This window comes from Streptococcaceae bacterium ESL0729 (genome assembly GCA_029391995.1).
Taxonomy (GTDB): Bacteria; Bacillota; Bacilli; order Lactobacillales; family Streptococcaceae; genus Floricoccus.
Map to the genome: position 1 here is coordinate 1,006,881 of CP113924.1, position 14,494 is coordinate 1,021,374.

A 14,494-nucleotide genomic window follows, 5' to 3' on the forward strand; every position below is an offset into this window, starting at 1 on the left:
TGAGCTCCTAAGAAATTGTTATTCTTTCAATATCTGCACCCAGTGATTTTAACTTGCCGTGGAAATTATAGTAGCCTCGGTCCAAATGCTTTAATTCACCAACCAAGGTTTCACCGTGGGCAACCATTCCAAGAAGGATGAGGGCAGCTGATGCTCTAAGGTCAGTTGATTTGACCTCGGCTCCTTGAAGGAGGCCTCCCCCTTGAATAAGGGCAGTATTCCTTGAAATCTCAACGTCAAGTCCCATCCTACGCATCTCTTCCAGGTGCTGGAAGCGATTTTCAAAGACAGTCTCAACTGTTGTGCTCTCCCCTTGGGCGATAGCCTGGAGGGCAGTCATTTGAGCCTGCATGTCTGTTGGAAATCCTGGGTGGGGGATGGTTTTAACATTGGTAGCCTTGATTTTTTCAGGCCCAATTACCCTAACACCCTCTTCCTCATCAAGAACCTCAACTCCCATTTCAAGTAGTTTGGCAATTAAAGGGCGATTGTGTTCGCGAATGGCATCCTTAATCAATACATTTCCCTGGGTCATGGCTGCTGCAATCATAAAGGTTCCTGCCTCAATGCGGTCTTGGATGACTGAGTGACTAGCACCATGCATTTTTTCAACACCCTTGATAACTAAGGTATCTGTTCCTGCACCTTGCACCTTGGCCCCCATCTTGTTTAAAAGGTTAGCAAGGTCAACAATCTCAGGTTCCCTGGCAGCATTTTCAATGGTTGTAACGCCTTCAGCAAGGGTTGCAGCCATCATCAGGTTTTGCGTTGCTCCAACGCTTGGAAAATCAAGGTAAATATCTGCTCCCACTAATTTTTCAGCATGGGCTTCAATGTAGCCAGCATTCTGAATAATCTTAGCTCCCATGGCTTCAAAGCCACGTAGGTGGAGGTCAATCGGACGACTTCCAATTGAGCAGCCCCCTGGCATGGAAACGCGAGCTCGACCGTTACGGGCTAAAATAGGTCCCATAACAACGATTGATGCTCGCATTTTACTAACGTATTCATAAGGGGCCTCAATGGCAACTTGGTCTGCGGCCTGACTTCTAACAATCTTATTAACCTCATCAAAGGCCACATCAACATTCAGGTGACGAATCACTTCATTCATGGTATAGACGTCTGATAAGATGGGAACATTGGTAAGCTCAGTCTCACCCTCACTAGCCAAAATTAAGGCAGCAAGTAAGGGAAGGACGGCATTTTTTGCCCCTTCAATCTCAACAATTCCTTCAAGGCGTGTATTGCCTCCACGAACTTTTATTTTATCCATTTAGACAAAAATCCTCCAACAAGTAGTTTATTATCCGATTATACCATAATAAAAATTTTCATTAAGTGTTTTTGTTTTATTTGATAAATTCCCTGACCAAGGGAAGGTGTTCTTTTGCTACCGTAAAGACCTTCTCCCGGCCCTCGTAGCTTGGAAGTCCGCCATCCATTTTTTCCGTCACATAACCAAAGGCTGATAAAATGATTGTCCCAGCAGCATAATCCCAAGGAGAAAGATTAGAAAAATACCCACTAATCTTGCCTTCAATAAGTTTTACATAGTCGATTCCCGCACTACCAAAAACCCTGATACCAAGTGTCTTTCTTGAGTAGTCATAAAGACCATGATCATTAGTACGGTACATAATTGAATTAACCCCAATCAGGGAATGCTTTAGATCAAGCCGCGGCTTTTCAAGCTTGTGGGCATTCTTATAGACCGATTTACCGTCTCCCCAGTAAAGATTATCATTCATAACATCAAGGATTAGACCAAACTGTCCTTGACCCTCTTCAAAATAGGCCAAAAGAACCGCAAAATCATCTCCTTGGGCAACAAAATTTGCTGTCCCATCAATGGGATCAATCACCCAAACATTTCCTTGATCAATGGGAGCCTTTAGGTCATCTTCTTCCGCCAAAATATTGTCTTTAGGGAAATTTTTTCTGATGTGTTTGACAAGCCTTGCCTGTACTGCTCGGTCCATGTTGGTTACAAGGTCTGTTTGGCAGCTTTTTTCATCAATTTCAAGCTCCTTATTTAGGCTCTCTTTAACAAAAGTCCCTGCCTCTAAAATCCACTCACGTGCAAGATTAAACTTATTTTGAACTGCTGATAAATTTTCTATCACTTTTCTTTGCCTCCTGTACGGCCCTGTAGGTTGAATAGCCGCTAATTATCTCAAATTCTCGGTCCAATTGCTTTTCCTGCATTTTACTGGGCACAATTTTTTTAAAGTTGTTGTAGGACTTTAAAAAGTCTTCCCTTAAAGTCTTGCTTTCATAATATTTTTCCACCTGATTAAAAAAAGAGAGCACGTCGGTCATTTCCTGCGTGCTCCACGAATAATCAATCGGATAGCTGTAATTTGAATTCATCTTATCCTCTTATTATTTATATTAACTTTCCATCTCCGCACGATACTGGGCATCACGCATCTCTGCACGACGGTACTCACGCGGGAGAAAGGCTCTTATTTCATCTTCATTGAATCCGATTTGCATCTTCTTGTCATCAACGATTATCGGACGCCTTAAAAGACTTGGATATTCGCTAATTAGTTTGATTAATTGGTTTAAGGTAAGTTCATCAATATCAACATTTAATTTTTGGAAAATTTTAGAACGAGTTGAAATAATATCTTCTGTTCCATTTTCTGTTTTTGCAAGTATTGCCTTTAAATCATCTGCCGTCATGGGCTGAGTCATGATATTGTGCTCCCTGCTTTCAACATTATGTGCAGCTAGCCACGCTTTTGCCTTACGACAACTAGTACAACTTGGGGAAATATATAAATCTATCACACAAAGTCCTACTTTCTATCCTTTAATACTATTTTAACAAAATTAATACATAAAAAAAAGACCTTATTAAATCTTTTTTTTAGGGCTTCCTACTCACTTAAATTAATTCTTTTAGAAATGGCATCAATAATTAAAGAACCAACAAGAAGGGATAGGAATTCTCCAAGACCCACTGTCAACCAAGTGAAAAAGAAGGGAAGGTCAAAGAGGATTTTAAGCTCAAGGGCAATGGTAAACATGCTTAATGAAAAGAAGATTGAAAAGTAAAAGAAAGCCTTATTAAAGAGTCCTTTAAGGATTCTATCTTTCATGTAGCCTGAAAAAAGCTTGGTCCCAAGACTTACAAAGATGAAGGTTGACAAAGATCCAACCACCGCATCAACTGGACCTGACACCATCCAGTTTGCGATTATACATCCTAGGGTTACAGAGTAAATATATCTCTTGTTATAAAAGGCTAGGAAATTAAAAAGTTCACTCAACCTAAATTGGATGGCTCCACTTCCAAGAGGTCCTAAGACTACCGTGATTGCTACGTACATTGCAGTTACAAGTGCCATCTTTGTAAAAGATAGGACACTATTTTTATTATCTTCCATGATTTCTCCTTTGTTACGCCTAAACTTTTATCTTAGGACATAAGTATAATATGCTTGCCCAAAGTGAGTAAGTGGCAAGGGGTCAAAGACCAACTTGTATATTAACATAAATTAATAACTTTTGGTATAGTATATCTATGAAATCACTTAAAAAATTATTCCAAGGGGAAGTCTTCTCCTACTTATTCTTTGGCGTCCTTACTACCCTTATCTTTATCATGGCCAAAATGCTTGCCTACAAGCTTCTCAAAAGTGGTTTAATGAGTGAGATTATCGCTCAAGCTTTAGCCATTATCTTTGCCTTTTTGACCAACAAATTTTTTGTCTTTAAGACCTCCCAAAAGAAAAAGACCTATGTTGAATTTTTTGAATTTTTAGCTACAAGGCTTCTTCTAACCTTTCTAGCCTCTCTTGCCAACTGGTACTTTATCGATCAAAATCCTCATTTACTAGGCAAAATTTTTGCAACAAACAAGGAAGCGACAGTCCTTCTTCTAACCATTATCCTCCAGGTTTTTACAATCGTAAGTAACTATCTTTTTAGTAAATTTTTAATCTTTAAGAAAAAATAAAAGGAAATCAAGTGATTTCCTTTTATTTTCTTCTGATAAATTTTTTTGGCTTCCTTACGGCCTTACGCTCACCCTGACCAAAGCTCCTTATGATGGACACAAATTCACCGCGTCTGGTCTCAAATTCATCAACATAAAGACTTTGAACGGAAGCGTTAATGATTGCTCCAAAAATGAGAATTTTTGCGATGAAGATGAACCACAGCATAAGAGCAAAGGTAAGTAAGCTCCCAACCATTCGAAAGTCCATCATCTTGTTGACATACCGGTTAACATAATCTCCAAAAAGTTTGGTTAGAAAAACCAAAACAAAGGTCGAAAATGAGGCTCCAGCAAGCACATAACGCCACTTCTTTATTTTTACATTGGGAAGTAAAAAATAAAGCAGGGATAGGGCTGCGAAGACCAAAAGGGTAATGACCGGAAGGGTCATATTATAAAGGGCCTCATAAATCCCTGAATCAAAGCTGATATTGTTATAAACAAGGGTTAGGGCAGTCTTTCCAAAGGTTAAAACCATAATTGCAAGAGTTATTAAGATTATAATCCCAAAACTACTGGCTAGACCAATCAATCTGCTTAGAATAAAATCCCTGTGCTTGTCTACCTTGTAGGCCTTGTTCATAGCCTTTTGCAGGGCTGAAAGTCCCTTGGAGAAGGTCCAAAGTCCTGAAACAACCGCAATCCCCAAAAGTCCAGGAGAGGGTTTGTCAAGGAAACTTTTAATCAAAACTTCTAAAATGCTGTAAAGCTGCTCGGGCAAAACATCATGAAAGAGCTTGAGGACGTAGCTACTATCTAGCTTAAGATAGGGCAGGATATTTGCAAAGGTCATCAGGATGGGAAATGTCGACAAAAGAAAGTAGTAGGCAACTGCAATACTTGAAAGATCAATTTCTGAACTCTTGTAAAAATTCACCAGGGGATTGATGAGAGGAATTTTTTTAATTCCTCCAAATATTTTCTCTAACTTTTTCATAATATCATTAGCGGAGTAATTACTAGTACCTTTTAGGTAGGTCATAGGTAAAACAAAGATTAAATAGACCTAGTAAGTTCCTTCTTCTCCCTGACTTGTCATGATGACAGGTCCATCTTTTGTGATAACAAACTGGTGTTCATACTGGCAAGATAAACCACCATCAAGGGTTTTATGCATCCAACCAGTCTTAAAGTCGGTATCAATTTCCCAGGTACCTGTACTGATCATAGGCTCAATTGTGAGAACCATTCCTTCACGCAGGCGAATACCCTTGCCTCTTGTTCCGTAGTGGGGAACCATTGGCTCCTCGTGGAAGGTAGGTCCTACCCCGTGACCAACTAGGTCACGAACAACCCCGTAACCATGCGATTCTGCATATTCCTGGATGGCAGCACCAATATCTCCCATCCGGTTACCAACGCGAGCTTCTTTAATCCCGCGGTAAAGACATTCACGGGTAACATCCATCAGGTTTTTAACCTCATCAGATGGAGTTCCTACAGCATAAGCCCAGCATGAGTCAGCAATATAGCCTGAAAAACCTTCAGTAAGTTTTTTCATGGCCTTAACATTATTAAAATCAAGTTTAGCAACATTTAAAGATTCAGGTGCTTTACCTAAAACCATATCAACCTTGATTAGGTCACCATCTTTAAGGGTTAGATGGCGTGGGAAGGCGTGAGCTACCTCATCATTAAGGGAGCAACAAGTAGCATACGGATAATCCATAAGTTCACCATCTACTCCAATTTGAAGGGGCAGGTAATTAGCTTCCTTACAACGTTTTCTCACATATTCTTCAATATCCCACATGTCAATTCCTGGTTTAATCACATCACGTAAACCAATGTGAACGCTGGCTAGAAAGCTTCCAGCCTCATCCATCATGTCTACTTCCCTTTGACTTTTTAAAGTAATCATTTATTTTTTCCTCTTCTATTGTATTATATATGCTTTATCAAACTTTTCTTATTTTACCACGCTTGATAAGATTTTTCAAAAAGGGCTCCCTAAAGGGAACCCTTTTACTAGGAAAGCTCTTATCTGACGCTTCCCATTAATTTTTCAATCTTCTTAGAGATGGCAAGAACGATTACACCAAAGACTAGGGTAATGGCTCCAAGGATGATGAAGTACATAACCTCAGTATCTGCTGTATAAAGTTGAACCACCTGTGCATTAAGGGCTGATCCAACTGCACTTGATAGGAACCACATTCCCATCATTTGAGCTGTAAAGGCCTTAGGTGCAAGCTTGGTTGTTACTGACAGACCAATCGGTGAGATGAGCATTTCACCAACAATAATTAGAGCCCATGAAGCTACGAGCCACCAAGGTCCAACCTTAACGCTTGTTCCGTGCATAAGTCCAGGAACTGCCATGATTAAGAATGATACGGCTGTAAAGAATAGACCGATGGCAAACTTAACTGGTGAGCTTGGTTGCTTTTTACCAAGTTTAGTCCAAAGGACAGCAAATAATGGCACATAAAGCATGATAAATAAAGGGTTTAAACTCTGGAAGTATGATGCTTGGAACCAAGATGGATAGTTAACACGATCAGCAGCAAAGGTTGCAAGAACGATTGATCCCTGCTCCTCAAGAGCCCAAAAGATTACGGCTGAAAGGAAAAGAGGAATGTAAGCTAGGACGTGTGATTTTTCTTCCTTGCTTGTCTTATCAGAGCGGTACATCTTAACAAAATAGTAGACTGGTGCAAGGACCGCAAAGACTGTAAGAAGGTTGATGAATAGGCTAAGGGTCAAGACCTTAAGGGCTGCAAGCACACCAAAGGCAAGAATCAAGGCTACACTTATTACCACTGTCTTGATGTAGAAGCTTTTCTTCTCATCTGCTGATAATGGATTTACTGGCTCAAGGCCTTCTTCTGGCAAGTATTTTTTGCCATCAAGGGTATATTGAACAAGACCTAGGAACATTCCAACGGCCGCGATTGAAAAGGCCACATGATAGTTCCACTGAGCCTGAGCCCAACCTACTACTAGAGGGGCAATAAAGCTTCCAAGGTTGATTCCAAAGACAAAGATTGAAAAACCTGAGTCACGGCGTGGGTCTTCGGCTGAGTAAAGCTCACCAACCAGACTTGAAACATTAGGTTTTAAAAGTCCTGTACCAATAATGATAAGAGCCATTGATACAAAAAGGGCAGGTGCTCCAAAAGGTGTAGCAAGAGCGATATGACCCAACATAATTAGGACACCACCTAGGAAAACAGCCCTTCTTTGCCCGATAAGGCGGTCAGCGATGAAACCACCACCCATACCAGTAAGGTAGACTAAACTTGAATAGATGGCCATAATTGAAGCCGCCGTTGTTTTAGGAACATTCAGCTCTCCATTATCAATCATAAACCACATGTAAAAGAGCAAGATGGCTCTCATACCATAGTAAGAGAATCGCTCCCACATTTCTGTAAAAAATAGGGTCTGTAAGCCACGTGGCTGCCCTAAAAATTCTTTTTTAGAATTCATTAAATAATACCTTCCAATCTGAAATATCTTGTATATTTTACCATATTATTCTGAAAGTTTCAAAATTATTTTTAAATAAAAATTATTTAAAAGATTTATATTCTTTTATTTCACAAAGACTTAGCTCCTTTATACAAGAATATGCAAAAAAATATCAATTTATATTATTTGTATATTTTTTCATTAATTAGCATAAAAATTACTTTTTCATAATCTATCTAAAAAGTAGGATAGTTAGCTTTAGTAAACTTAAACTAAGTATTTTTTTCTTTTATTTTGCCAAAAAGCTTGCTATAATTCGCTTATAGACTTAGAGGAGGTTTTTATTTTGGCAACAGCTAAGATTGTATATGCAAGTATGACAGGTAACACAGAGGAGATCGCTGATATCGTTTGTGAAGCCTTAGAAAATAAAGGTATTGAAGTTGAGATGGATGAGTGTACATCTGTTGACGCTGAGGATCTACTAGATTTTGACATTAACATTGTCGCTACCTACACTTATGGTGATGGTGAATTACCTGATGAAATCGTTGACTTTTATGATGACCTAAAAGACCTTGATTTAGACGGTAAAATTTACGGGGTAGTTGGATCAGGTGATACCTTCTACGATGAATTCTGTAAATCAGTTGATGACTTTGACAGAGCCTTTGCTTCTACTGGAGCAACAAAGGGTGCTGACAATGTTAAGGTTGATTTAGCTGCTGAAGAAGACGACATTCAAGCCCTTGAAAAATTTGCTGACGAACTTGTCGCAAAGCTTGGATAAAGCATATTAGTAATAAGTAAAAGGAGGCTTGTGGCCTCCTTTTACTAACTCTAAAATTCATAGAAAAAACCAGGACATGTGTCCTGGTTTTATACTTCTTAATCCTTATTACCAAAGATTCTTACAAGATAGATGAAGAGGTTGATGAAGTCTAGGTAAAGACTTAGGGCAAGACTAATAGCTTGTCCATCAGTTACATCTCCCTGCATGCTATTGTAAACATTTTTAATGGTTTGATTATCATAAGCGATAAGGCCTGAGAAGATTAGAACCCCCGCAAAGCTAATTAAAAGGTTAAAGACTTGTCCTCCAGTAAAGATAAAGACGATACCTGAAAGGATAAGACCAATTAATCCAGCACGGGCAGCCTTACCAACTCCTGTTAGACTTTGTTTGGTACGACTTCCGTAAAGAGCCAGGGCAAAGAACATAACAGCAGCTACCACGAAAGCTTGAGTCACTGAACCTAGTTTATAATAGGCTAGGGTAAAGCTTAGGGTAAAGCCATTAAGGGCTGAGTAGAAGATAAAGCCAGGTAGGGCTAAACTACTATCACGCCTTGTACTAGAACTTAGGGCAAAAACAACTGCCAGCTCAAGAACCCAAGTAACTGGAAGAATCCAGAAATGGTTATTTAAGATATTGACCATGTTGGCCTGGAAGACCGTTAAGGTCAAAAATGATACAACAGCACTAACTGTAATACCCATACCCATCAAGGCATAGATACGTGCGTAAAAATCGTTTAAAGTAAACTTTCTTTCATTAATTATTTGGTTATTCATATAAACCCTCCTATTTGCTCATTAACTAGGACTATAGATTTTAAATTATACATTTTTCTAAAACCTAGTGAAACTTCTTTCCCATAAGGATACAATAAATCCTTAAATTTTTCATCCGCCCCGGGACCTAAATTCTTTGTAGCTGTTATACTTAAGAATCAATACCAATCTTCTTTGAAGAACCTCTAAATTCACGCCACTTATTGGCTAGGGGGATATACCTTTCTTTAACAGCACAATACTTGTCAATAAAGGTTACAACAAAACTTTCCTTGTATTTAGGTGGGGCAATGGTTGCTCCCCACATGTGCTTAATGATAATATCACGCTCAAGATCAGAGAGCTCTGTTAATTTGAGGGCATTTCCATAGGCAATCCTTGGATGAACGTAGGCATGGCTCCCCTCAGCAAACTTGGTGTCTCGCCAATCATAATAAAAAAGGTCATGTAAGAGACCAGCTCGGGCAATCTCCCTGGTCTTCCAACCAAACTTTCTTGCCACCCTAAAGCTTTGGTAGCTAACATTTAGAGAATGGATGAGCCTTGTTGTATGGTGGTGGTGGACATGCTCATTGAGCCTTTGGACTTCAGGTCTTACAAGCAAGTCTTCAATCAAGGCCATATATTCTGGATCATCTTCCCAAGGTTTATCGTAAAATGTCATCTAGCTTCCTCTTCTTTGGTCATATCAAGCGATATGTAATAATTGCGGTATGAACCCAATTATACCACTATTTTTTTATTTTTCTTTCTTTTATGATTGTATTTTATTATCTTTTCCTAAAAGAAGACTAAAAGCTAGCCATCTTTTTCTTTTTATTTGTTTTTATTCGCTTTTAAGGGAAGCAAAGATTAAAATCCCACCAGCTACAGCTACGTTTAAGGACTCTGCCAAACCTGGCATGTCGATATGTACAATTTGATCGGCACAATCCTTACTCAAAGCTGACACACCTTGACCTTCATTTCCAAGAACAAGGGCAAAGTTATGGTCAAAGTCCACTTCCTTATAGGACACAGAATTCTTTTCAAGGCTTGTGACAAGGATATTAAGTCCTTGATTTTTCAAAAAGTCATAGATTAACTCAAGCTCCATTGAAAAAATTGGCAAATGAAAATTACTGCCCTGCATGCTTCTTAAAACCTTGGGGCTGTATAAGTCAGCACAGGCCTTTGATAAAAAGACCGCATCATAAGCAGCTGCATCAGCCGTCCTAATCAGGGTACCAACATTGCCTGGGTCCTGGACTCCGTCAAGGACCAACACCTGCTTAAGCTTAGAACAATCTGCCAAAAGGCTGCTGTCTTTTTTTACTACTGCCACCAAGCCTTGAGGGGTCTTACTGTCTGTCATGGACCTTAAAACTTCCTCAGATACAGGACTTGCCTCTGGGTATTCTTCCTGGTAATTTTCAAGGACAAAAACGTCCTCAATCTGAGCCTTAGATTTTTTAGCCTCCTCATAGAGGTGGAAGCCTTCAATCAGGTAGGAGTCCTTCCGATGTTTTTTTTGTAATAATTTTCTAGCTGCCTTAACGGCCTTATTATCCTTTGATTTTATAGTATTCATAAGAAAGATTATAAGTAAAAATCAAAATATTTACAATCACTTTTTGATACTCCTGACATTAAAATACGAGATATCTGCGGCACAATGTAAAAATTATAGATATAAAAGCCTTTGTGCTAAAATGATAAAAAAGGAGGTCGTTATGATTAAATTAAGATTTATTGTTACAGGTAAGGTTCAAGGGGTTGGTTTTCGCTGGAGCACCCAAAGTCTTGCCATGGAGCTTGGGATTTGCGGGCAGGTTTGGAATAATGATGATGGTAGTGTCGAAATTTTGGCTCAATCAGACTCAGCTACAAGGCTCCTACTCTTTGAAAAGAAACTCAGGCAGGGGGTCAACTCCCTTGCTCGAGTTGATTATTTAGAAAAAAGTCCAGCTGACTTTAAAAACTTCAATAACTTTAGCGTTCGCTTATAATCTAGTCCCTGGGACTTATTGAATAAACCACTGTTTTAATATATAATTAAGCGGTCTATAAAAATTAGGAGAATGGATCGAAATTGAAAAAAAATATTAAAAGAATCATGTATTCAGGATTTGCCCTAACAGCGTTACTTATGCTAACGGGTTGTGTCCAAACAAAAAATGGTGAGCCAACTGGTAGTGGTTGGGTTTACAACCTACTGGTAAAACCCATGTCATCAGTCATTGAATACTTTGTAAACAACTGGGGTTGGAGCTACGGACTTGCTATTATTGGTGTAACCATCATCGTCCGCCTTCTAATCCTTCCCCTTGGACTTAACCAGGCCTATAAATCAAGCTACCAGCAGGAAAAAATGGCCTACCTAAAACCAATCCTTGGTCCCATCCAAGATAAACTTAAGAATGCTGCTACACCTGAAGCTAAGATGGCTGCCCAACAGGAGTTGATGCAGGTTCAAAAGGATAACGGCATTAATATGTTTGGTGGAATTGGGTGTCTACCCCTTCTAATCCAAATGCCCTTCTTCTCAGCCCTCTTCTACGCAGCTCGTTACACACCAGGGATTGACGGAAGTACCTTCTTTGGGATGAACCTTGGCCAAAGGAGTATTCCCTTTGTAATTATCGCAGGTATCCTCTACTTCGCTCAATCATGGCTTTCAACCTATGGAATGTCTGAGGAACAAAAGGCACAGATGAAATCAATGCTTATTATAAGTCCTTTGATGATCGTCTTCATGTCTTGGTCTTCTCCTGCTGGAGTTACCCTTTACTGGGTTGTCGGTGGAGCTTTTGGAATCATCCAACAGTTGATTACAACCTTCATGATTAAGCCTCATCTTAAGAAGAAAATTGACGCAGAATTTGAAGCTAACCCACCAAAGGTTAACACTAAGGACATTAAAGATGTTACCCAAAGTGCTGCTCAAGCTCAAGTTGAAGCTAATATCAAGCGTGATCTTAAGTCTAGCAAAAAAGGACGCAACTCAGGCAAGCAAAAGAAAAAATAAGTTTTTAAATTCCTTCAAGCAATTGGGGGAGTTTTTTTGTGGCTTGAGGTTACAAAAAAGGAAGCAGCTGCTTCCTTTTTATTTTATAGATTATTAAATTTATCTACGATATTTTCAACAGTAAAGCCGTATTCTGCAAATACCTTTGTACCTGGAGCACTTGCCCCCCACTTGTCAATGGTTACAGTGTCACCATCAAGGCCGACATATTTTGCCCAACCAAAGCTTGATCCAGCTTCGATGGCAATACGTTTACGAACTGCTGCTGGAAGAATCTCTTCACGGTATGAAGCATCTTGTTCATCAAAGATATTTTGTGAAGGCATTGATACCACACGGACTGATTTTCCTGCTTTTTCAAGTTCTTTTTGGGCTTCAATGGCAAGGGCCACTTCGCTACCTGTAGCAATAAGAATTCCATCAAGATTTCCTGATTCTTTTGCGATAATGTAAGCACCACGGCTTAAACCTTCTTCAGCAAGTTCTTTGGTATAAGGAATTACAGGTAGGTTTTGACGGGTAAGAACAAGAGCTGTTGGGCGAGTTTTACTGTTAACAGCGTGTCTCCAAGCTGCAATTACCTCATTGCCGTCAGCTGGACGAATGACATCGATGTTTGGCATTGAACGAAGGCTTGCTAGCTGTTCAACTGGCTCATGGGTTGGACCATCTTCACCAACAGCAATTGAGTCGTGCGTTAGAACGTAAGTTACAGGTAAATCCTGGATGGCAGCCATACGAATAGCTGGTAGCATGTAGTTTGAGAAGACAAAGAAGGTACCACCGTAAACACGAGTTCCTCCGTGGAGGGCAATCCCATTCATGGCAGCAGTCATAGCAAACTCACGAACACCAAACCAGATGTTACGTCCCTTATAGTTTCCTGCCTCAAAGTCTTCGTAAGCCTTCATCATAGTGTTGTTTGAAGCAGAAAGGTCAGCAGAGCCACCCCAAAGATCAGGCATTTGAGCGGCTAGTTGTTGGATGACTTCCTGGCTAGTCACACGGCTAGCAGCTGAGCTTCCTTCTTCATATTTTTTGATTTCAAGTTCAGGAGTTAGACCATCAAAGGCATGAGCGTATTGTTCAGCTAAATCAGGATATTCTTCTGAGTATTTTGCAAAAAGTTCATTCCATTCAGACTCAAGTTTTGCTCCGCGTGCCTTAAGGTCTTCTGCAAAGCGAGTCTTAACTTGCTCAGGAACTGTAAAGTCTGGATACTCCCAGCCGTAAGCTTTTTTGGCAAAATCATTTCCTTCTTTTCCAAGGGGAGCTCCGTGAACACCTGATGTTCCTTGTTTTTCAGCTCCAAAACCAATGATTGTCTTAACTTCAATGATTGTAGGTTTTGTACTTTCAGCACGAGCTGCTTCAAGGGAACTTGCAATCTCTTCTAGGTCATTTCCATCCTTTACAAGAATGTGCTGCCAACCATAAGACTCAAAACGCATCTTAACGTCATCTGAAAATGACTTGTCAAGTGGTCCGTCAAGGGAGATATCATTTGAATCATATAAGAGGACTAATTTTCCTAATTTAAGTTGACCGGCAAGACTTGCTGCCTCCTGAGAAACACCTTCCATTAAATCCCCATCTCCATTTAGGGCATAAGTATAATGGTCGACAATATCAAAACCTGGTTTATTGTAAGTTGCAGCCAGGTGAGCTTCAGCCATAGCCATACCTACAGCATTGGCAATCCCTTGTCCTAGAGGACCAGTTGTTGCTTCCACACCGTCAGTCCAGTCCACTTCTGGATGACCTGGGGTTTTAGATTGCCACTGGCGGAAGTTTTTAAGGTCTTCAATTGTTAAGTTATAGCCAGCTGTATGTAAAAGGCTGTAAAGAAGGGCTGAACCATGACCTGCTGAAAGGACAAAACGGTCACGATTTGACCACTTACGGCCAGTATTAGGGTTAACATTTAAAAATTTATTCCAAAGCACATAAGCCATAGGAGCTGCACCCATTGGAAGCCCTGGATGACCACTATTAGCCTTTTGAATGGTATCAATAGATAAGGTTCTAAGCGTATCTACTGCAAGTTGATCGGTACTGTCAAATTTCATGATTTATTCTCCATCCTTTTATCAAAATAACCAAAAATTTTAGTTAAATTCCCTTTCATTATACCATACATTTAAAAAAATAATCCCCTGGAGCAAACCAGGGAATCATAAAAAATCTATTTGTTGTCGTCAATATCTTCAAGGGTTCTTCCGTGGATTCCCTTTTCAGCCTGAACTTGTTTTAGTTTTTCAGGGGTTACATCATTGCCTTCTTCATCGACAACCTTAACACCTTCAATTTGTGAACGCAGACTACCTTTAATACCCTCAATGTATTGTTTACGTAGTTTAGCCTGCTCCTCAGTCTCTTCAGGAGTAAGACCTTCAGCCTTTTTCTTACGGGCTAACTCGTTAATGCGGTTAATATGTTCATCAGTAATTGCCATAATATTTATCTCCTTTAGTAAATTCTACGAC

General features: G+C 39.7%; 17 protein-coding genes and 1 riboswitch. Of the genes, 4 read left to right on the forward strand and 13 right to left on the reverse strand.

Features of this window, described 5'->3' with window-relative positions:
• Positions 1-7: 7 nt before the first annotated feature.
• The 5 genes from murA to OZX68_05065 form a co-directional block, all read right to left on the reverse strand.
• Positions 8-1,276: a UDP-N-acetylglucosamine 1-carboxyvinyltransferase gene (gene murA, locus OZX68_05045; GenBank protein WEV60294.1), complete on the reverse strand. Its 1,269-nt coding sequence runs from the start codon at positions 1,274-1,276 to the stop codon at positions 8-10.
• 76 nt (positions 1,277-1,352) lie between these two features.
• Complete coding sequence (locus OZX68_05050; GenBank protein ID WEV61379.1) at positions 1,353-2,123, reverse strand: inositol monophosphatase family protein; 771 nt, start codon at positions 2,121-2,123, stop codon at positions 1,353-1,355.
• A complete protein-coding gene (locus OZX68_05055) occupies positions 2,095-2,373 on the reverse strand; it encodes a UPF0223 family protein (protein WEV60295.1) in 279 nt (92 codons plus the stop codon). Before OZX68_05055 ends, OZX68_05050 begins: the two co-directional genes overlap by 29 nt.
• Positions 2,374-2,394: 21 nt before the next feature.
• Complete coding sequence (gene spxA, locus OZX68_05060) at positions 2,395-2,799, reverse strand: transcriptional regulator SpxA (GenBank protein ID WEV60296.1); 405 nt, start codon at positions 2,797-2,799, stop codon at positions 2,395-2,397.
• An 89-nt stretch (positions 2,800-2,888) separates the two neighbouring features.
• Positions 2,889-3,398, reverse strand: a complete 510-nt coding sequence (locus OZX68_05065) for a QueT transporter family protein (GenBank protein WEV60297.1) — start codon at positions 3,396-3,398, stop codon at positions 2,889-2,891.
• Positions 3,396-3,507, reverse strand: a riboswitch (PreQ1 riboswitch). (Overlaps the previous gene by 3 nt.)
• 28 nt (positions 3,508-3,535) lie before the next feature.
• Between OZX68_05065 and OZX68_05070 the strand changes: the two genes are divergently transcribed.
• A complete protein-coding gene (locus OZX68_05070) occupies positions 3,536-3,970 on the forward strand; it encodes a GtrA family protein (GenBank protein WEV60298.1) in 435 nt (144 codons plus the stop codon).
• Positions 3,971-3,992: 22 nt separating this feature from the next.
• Here OZX68_05070 and OZX68_05075 read toward each other — a convergent pair whose 3' ends face one another.
• From OZX68_05075 to OZX68_05085, 3 genes are all read right to left on the reverse strand, one after another.
• A complete protein-coding gene (locus OZX68_05075) occupies positions 3,993-4,949 on the reverse strand; it encodes a YihY/virulence factor BrkB family protein (protein WEV60299.1) in 957 nt (318 codons plus the stop codon).
• Positions 4,950-5,018: 69 nt separating this feature from the next.
• Positions 5,019-5,873, reverse strand: coding sequence for a methionyl aminopeptidase (locus OZX68_05080; protein WEV60300.1), 855 nt, complete (start codon positions 5,871-5,873; stop codon positions 5,019-5,021).
• 119 nt (positions 5,874-5,992) lie between these two features.
• Entirely contained in the window at positions 5,993-7,444 is a 1,452-nt protein-coding gene (locus OZX68_05085) for a peptide MFS transporter (GenBank protein ID WEV60301.1), read from the reverse strand.
• Positions 7,445-7,772: 328 nt separating this feature from the next.
• Between OZX68_05085 and OZX68_05090 the strand changes: the two genes are divergently transcribed.
• Positions 7,773-8,216, forward strand: a complete 444-nt coding sequence (locus tag OZX68_05090; GenBank protein WEV60302.1) for a flavodoxin — start codon at positions 7,773-7,775, stop codon at positions 8,214-8,216.
• Between the two features lie 98 nt (positions 8,217-8,314).
• Here the strand turns inward: OZX68_05090 and OZX68_05095 are convergent, their stop codons facing one another.
• The 3 genes from OZX68_05095 to OZX68_05105 form a co-directional block, all read right to left on the reverse strand.
• Positions 8,315-9,001 (reverse strand): Bax inhibitor-1/YccA family protein, encoded by a 687-nt coding sequence (locus OZX68_05095; GenBank protein ID WEV60303.1) that lies wholly within the window; start codon positions 8,999-9,001, stop codon positions 8,315-8,317.
• 151 nt (positions 9,002-9,152) lie between these two features.
• Positions 9,153-9,665, reverse strand: coding sequence for a hypothetical protein (locus OZX68_05100; protein WEV60304.1), 513 nt, complete (start codon positions 9,663-9,665; stop codon positions 9,153-9,155).
• Positions 9,666-9,827: 162 nt separating this feature from the next.
• Positions 9,828-10,571, reverse strand: a complete 744-nt coding sequence (locus tag OZX68_05105; GenBank protein WEV60305.1) for an RNA methyltransferase — start codon at positions 10,569-10,571, stop codon at positions 9,828-9,830.
• Positions 10,572-10,713: 142 nt separating this feature from the next.
• Between OZX68_05105 and OZX68_05110 the strand changes: the two genes are divergently transcribed.
• The gene (locus tag OZX68_05110) at positions 10,714-10,989 is read left to right on the forward strand and encodes an acylphosphatase (GenBank protein WEV60306.1); all 276 of its coding nucleotides are present in this window, start codon (positions 10,714-10,716) and stop codon (positions 10,987-10,989) included.
• Positions 10,990-11,072: 83 nt separating this feature from the next.
• Complete coding sequence (gene yidC / locus OZX68_05115) at positions 11,073-12,008, forward strand: membrane protein insertase YidC (GenBank protein ID WEV60307.1); 936 nt, start codon at positions 11,073-11,075, stop codon at positions 12,006-12,008.
• 83 nt (positions 12,009-12,091) lie between these two features.
• Here the strand turns inward: yidC and tkt are convergent, their stop codons facing one another.
• Positions 12,092-14,077, reverse strand: coding sequence for a transketolase (tkt, locus tag OZX68_05120; GenBank protein WEV60308.1), 1,986 nt, complete (start codon positions 14,075-14,077; stop codon positions 12,092-12,094).
• A 116-nt stretch (positions 14,078-14,193) separates the two neighbouring features.
• On the reverse strand, positions 14,194-14,457 hold the full coding sequence (locus tag OZX68_05125) for a DUF896 family protein (GenBank protein ID WEV61380.1): 264 nt from the start codon (positions 14,455-14,457) through the stop codon (positions 14,194-14,196).
• Between the last annotated feature and the right edge of the window lie 37 nt (positions 14,458-14,494).

Excerpts from the sequence above, each read along its gene's own strand:
- murA (WEV60294.1), bottom strand. The coding sequence starts at position 1,276 with ATGGATAAAATAAAAGTTCGTGGAGGCAATACACGCCTTGAAGGAATT.
- OZX68_05100 (WEV60304.1), bottom strand. The coding sequence starts at position 9,665 with ATGACATTTTACGATAAACCTTGGGAAGATGATCCAGAATATATGGCC.
- OZX68_05085 (WEV60301.1), bottom strand. The coding sequence starts at position 7,444 with ATGAATTCTAAAAAAGAATTTTTAGGGCAGCCACGTGGCTTACAGACC.
- OZX68_05070 (WEV60298.1), top strand. The coding sequence starts at position 3,536 with ATGAAATCACTTAAAAAATTATTCCAAGGGGAAGTCTTCTCCTACTTA.
- OZX68_05055 (WEV60295.1), bottom strand. The coding sequence starts at position 2,373 with ATGAATTCAAATTACAGCTATCCGATTGATTATTCGTGGAGCACGCAG.
- OZX68_05080 (WEV60300.1), bottom strand. The coding sequence starts at position 5,873 with ATGATTACTTTAAAAAGTCAAAGGGAAGTAGACATGATGGATGAGGCT.
- OZX68_05105 (WEV60305.1), bottom strand. The coding sequence starts at position 10,571 with ATGAATACTATAAAATCAAAGGATAATAAGGCCGTTAAGGCAGCTAGA.
- OZX68_05065 (WEV60297.1), bottom strand. The coding sequence starts at position 3,398 with ATGGAAGATAATAAAAATAGTGTCCTATCTTTTACAAAGATGGCACTT.
- tkt (WEV60308.1), bottom strand. The coding sequence starts at position 14,077 with ATGAAATTTGACAGTACCGATCAACTTGCAGTAGATACGCTTAGAACC.
- OZX68_05075 (WEV60299.1), bottom strand. The coding sequence starts at position 4,949 with ATGAAAAAGTTAGAGAAAATATTTGGAGGAATTAAAAAAATTCCTCTC.
- OZX68_05095 (WEV60303.1), bottom strand. The coding sequence starts at position 9,001 with ATGAATAACCAAATAATTAATGAAAGAAAGTTTACTTTAAACGATTTT.
- OZX68_05110 (WEV60306.1), top strand. The coding sequence starts at position 10,714 with ATGATTAAATTAAGATTTATTGTTACAGGTAAGGTTCAAGGGGTTGGT.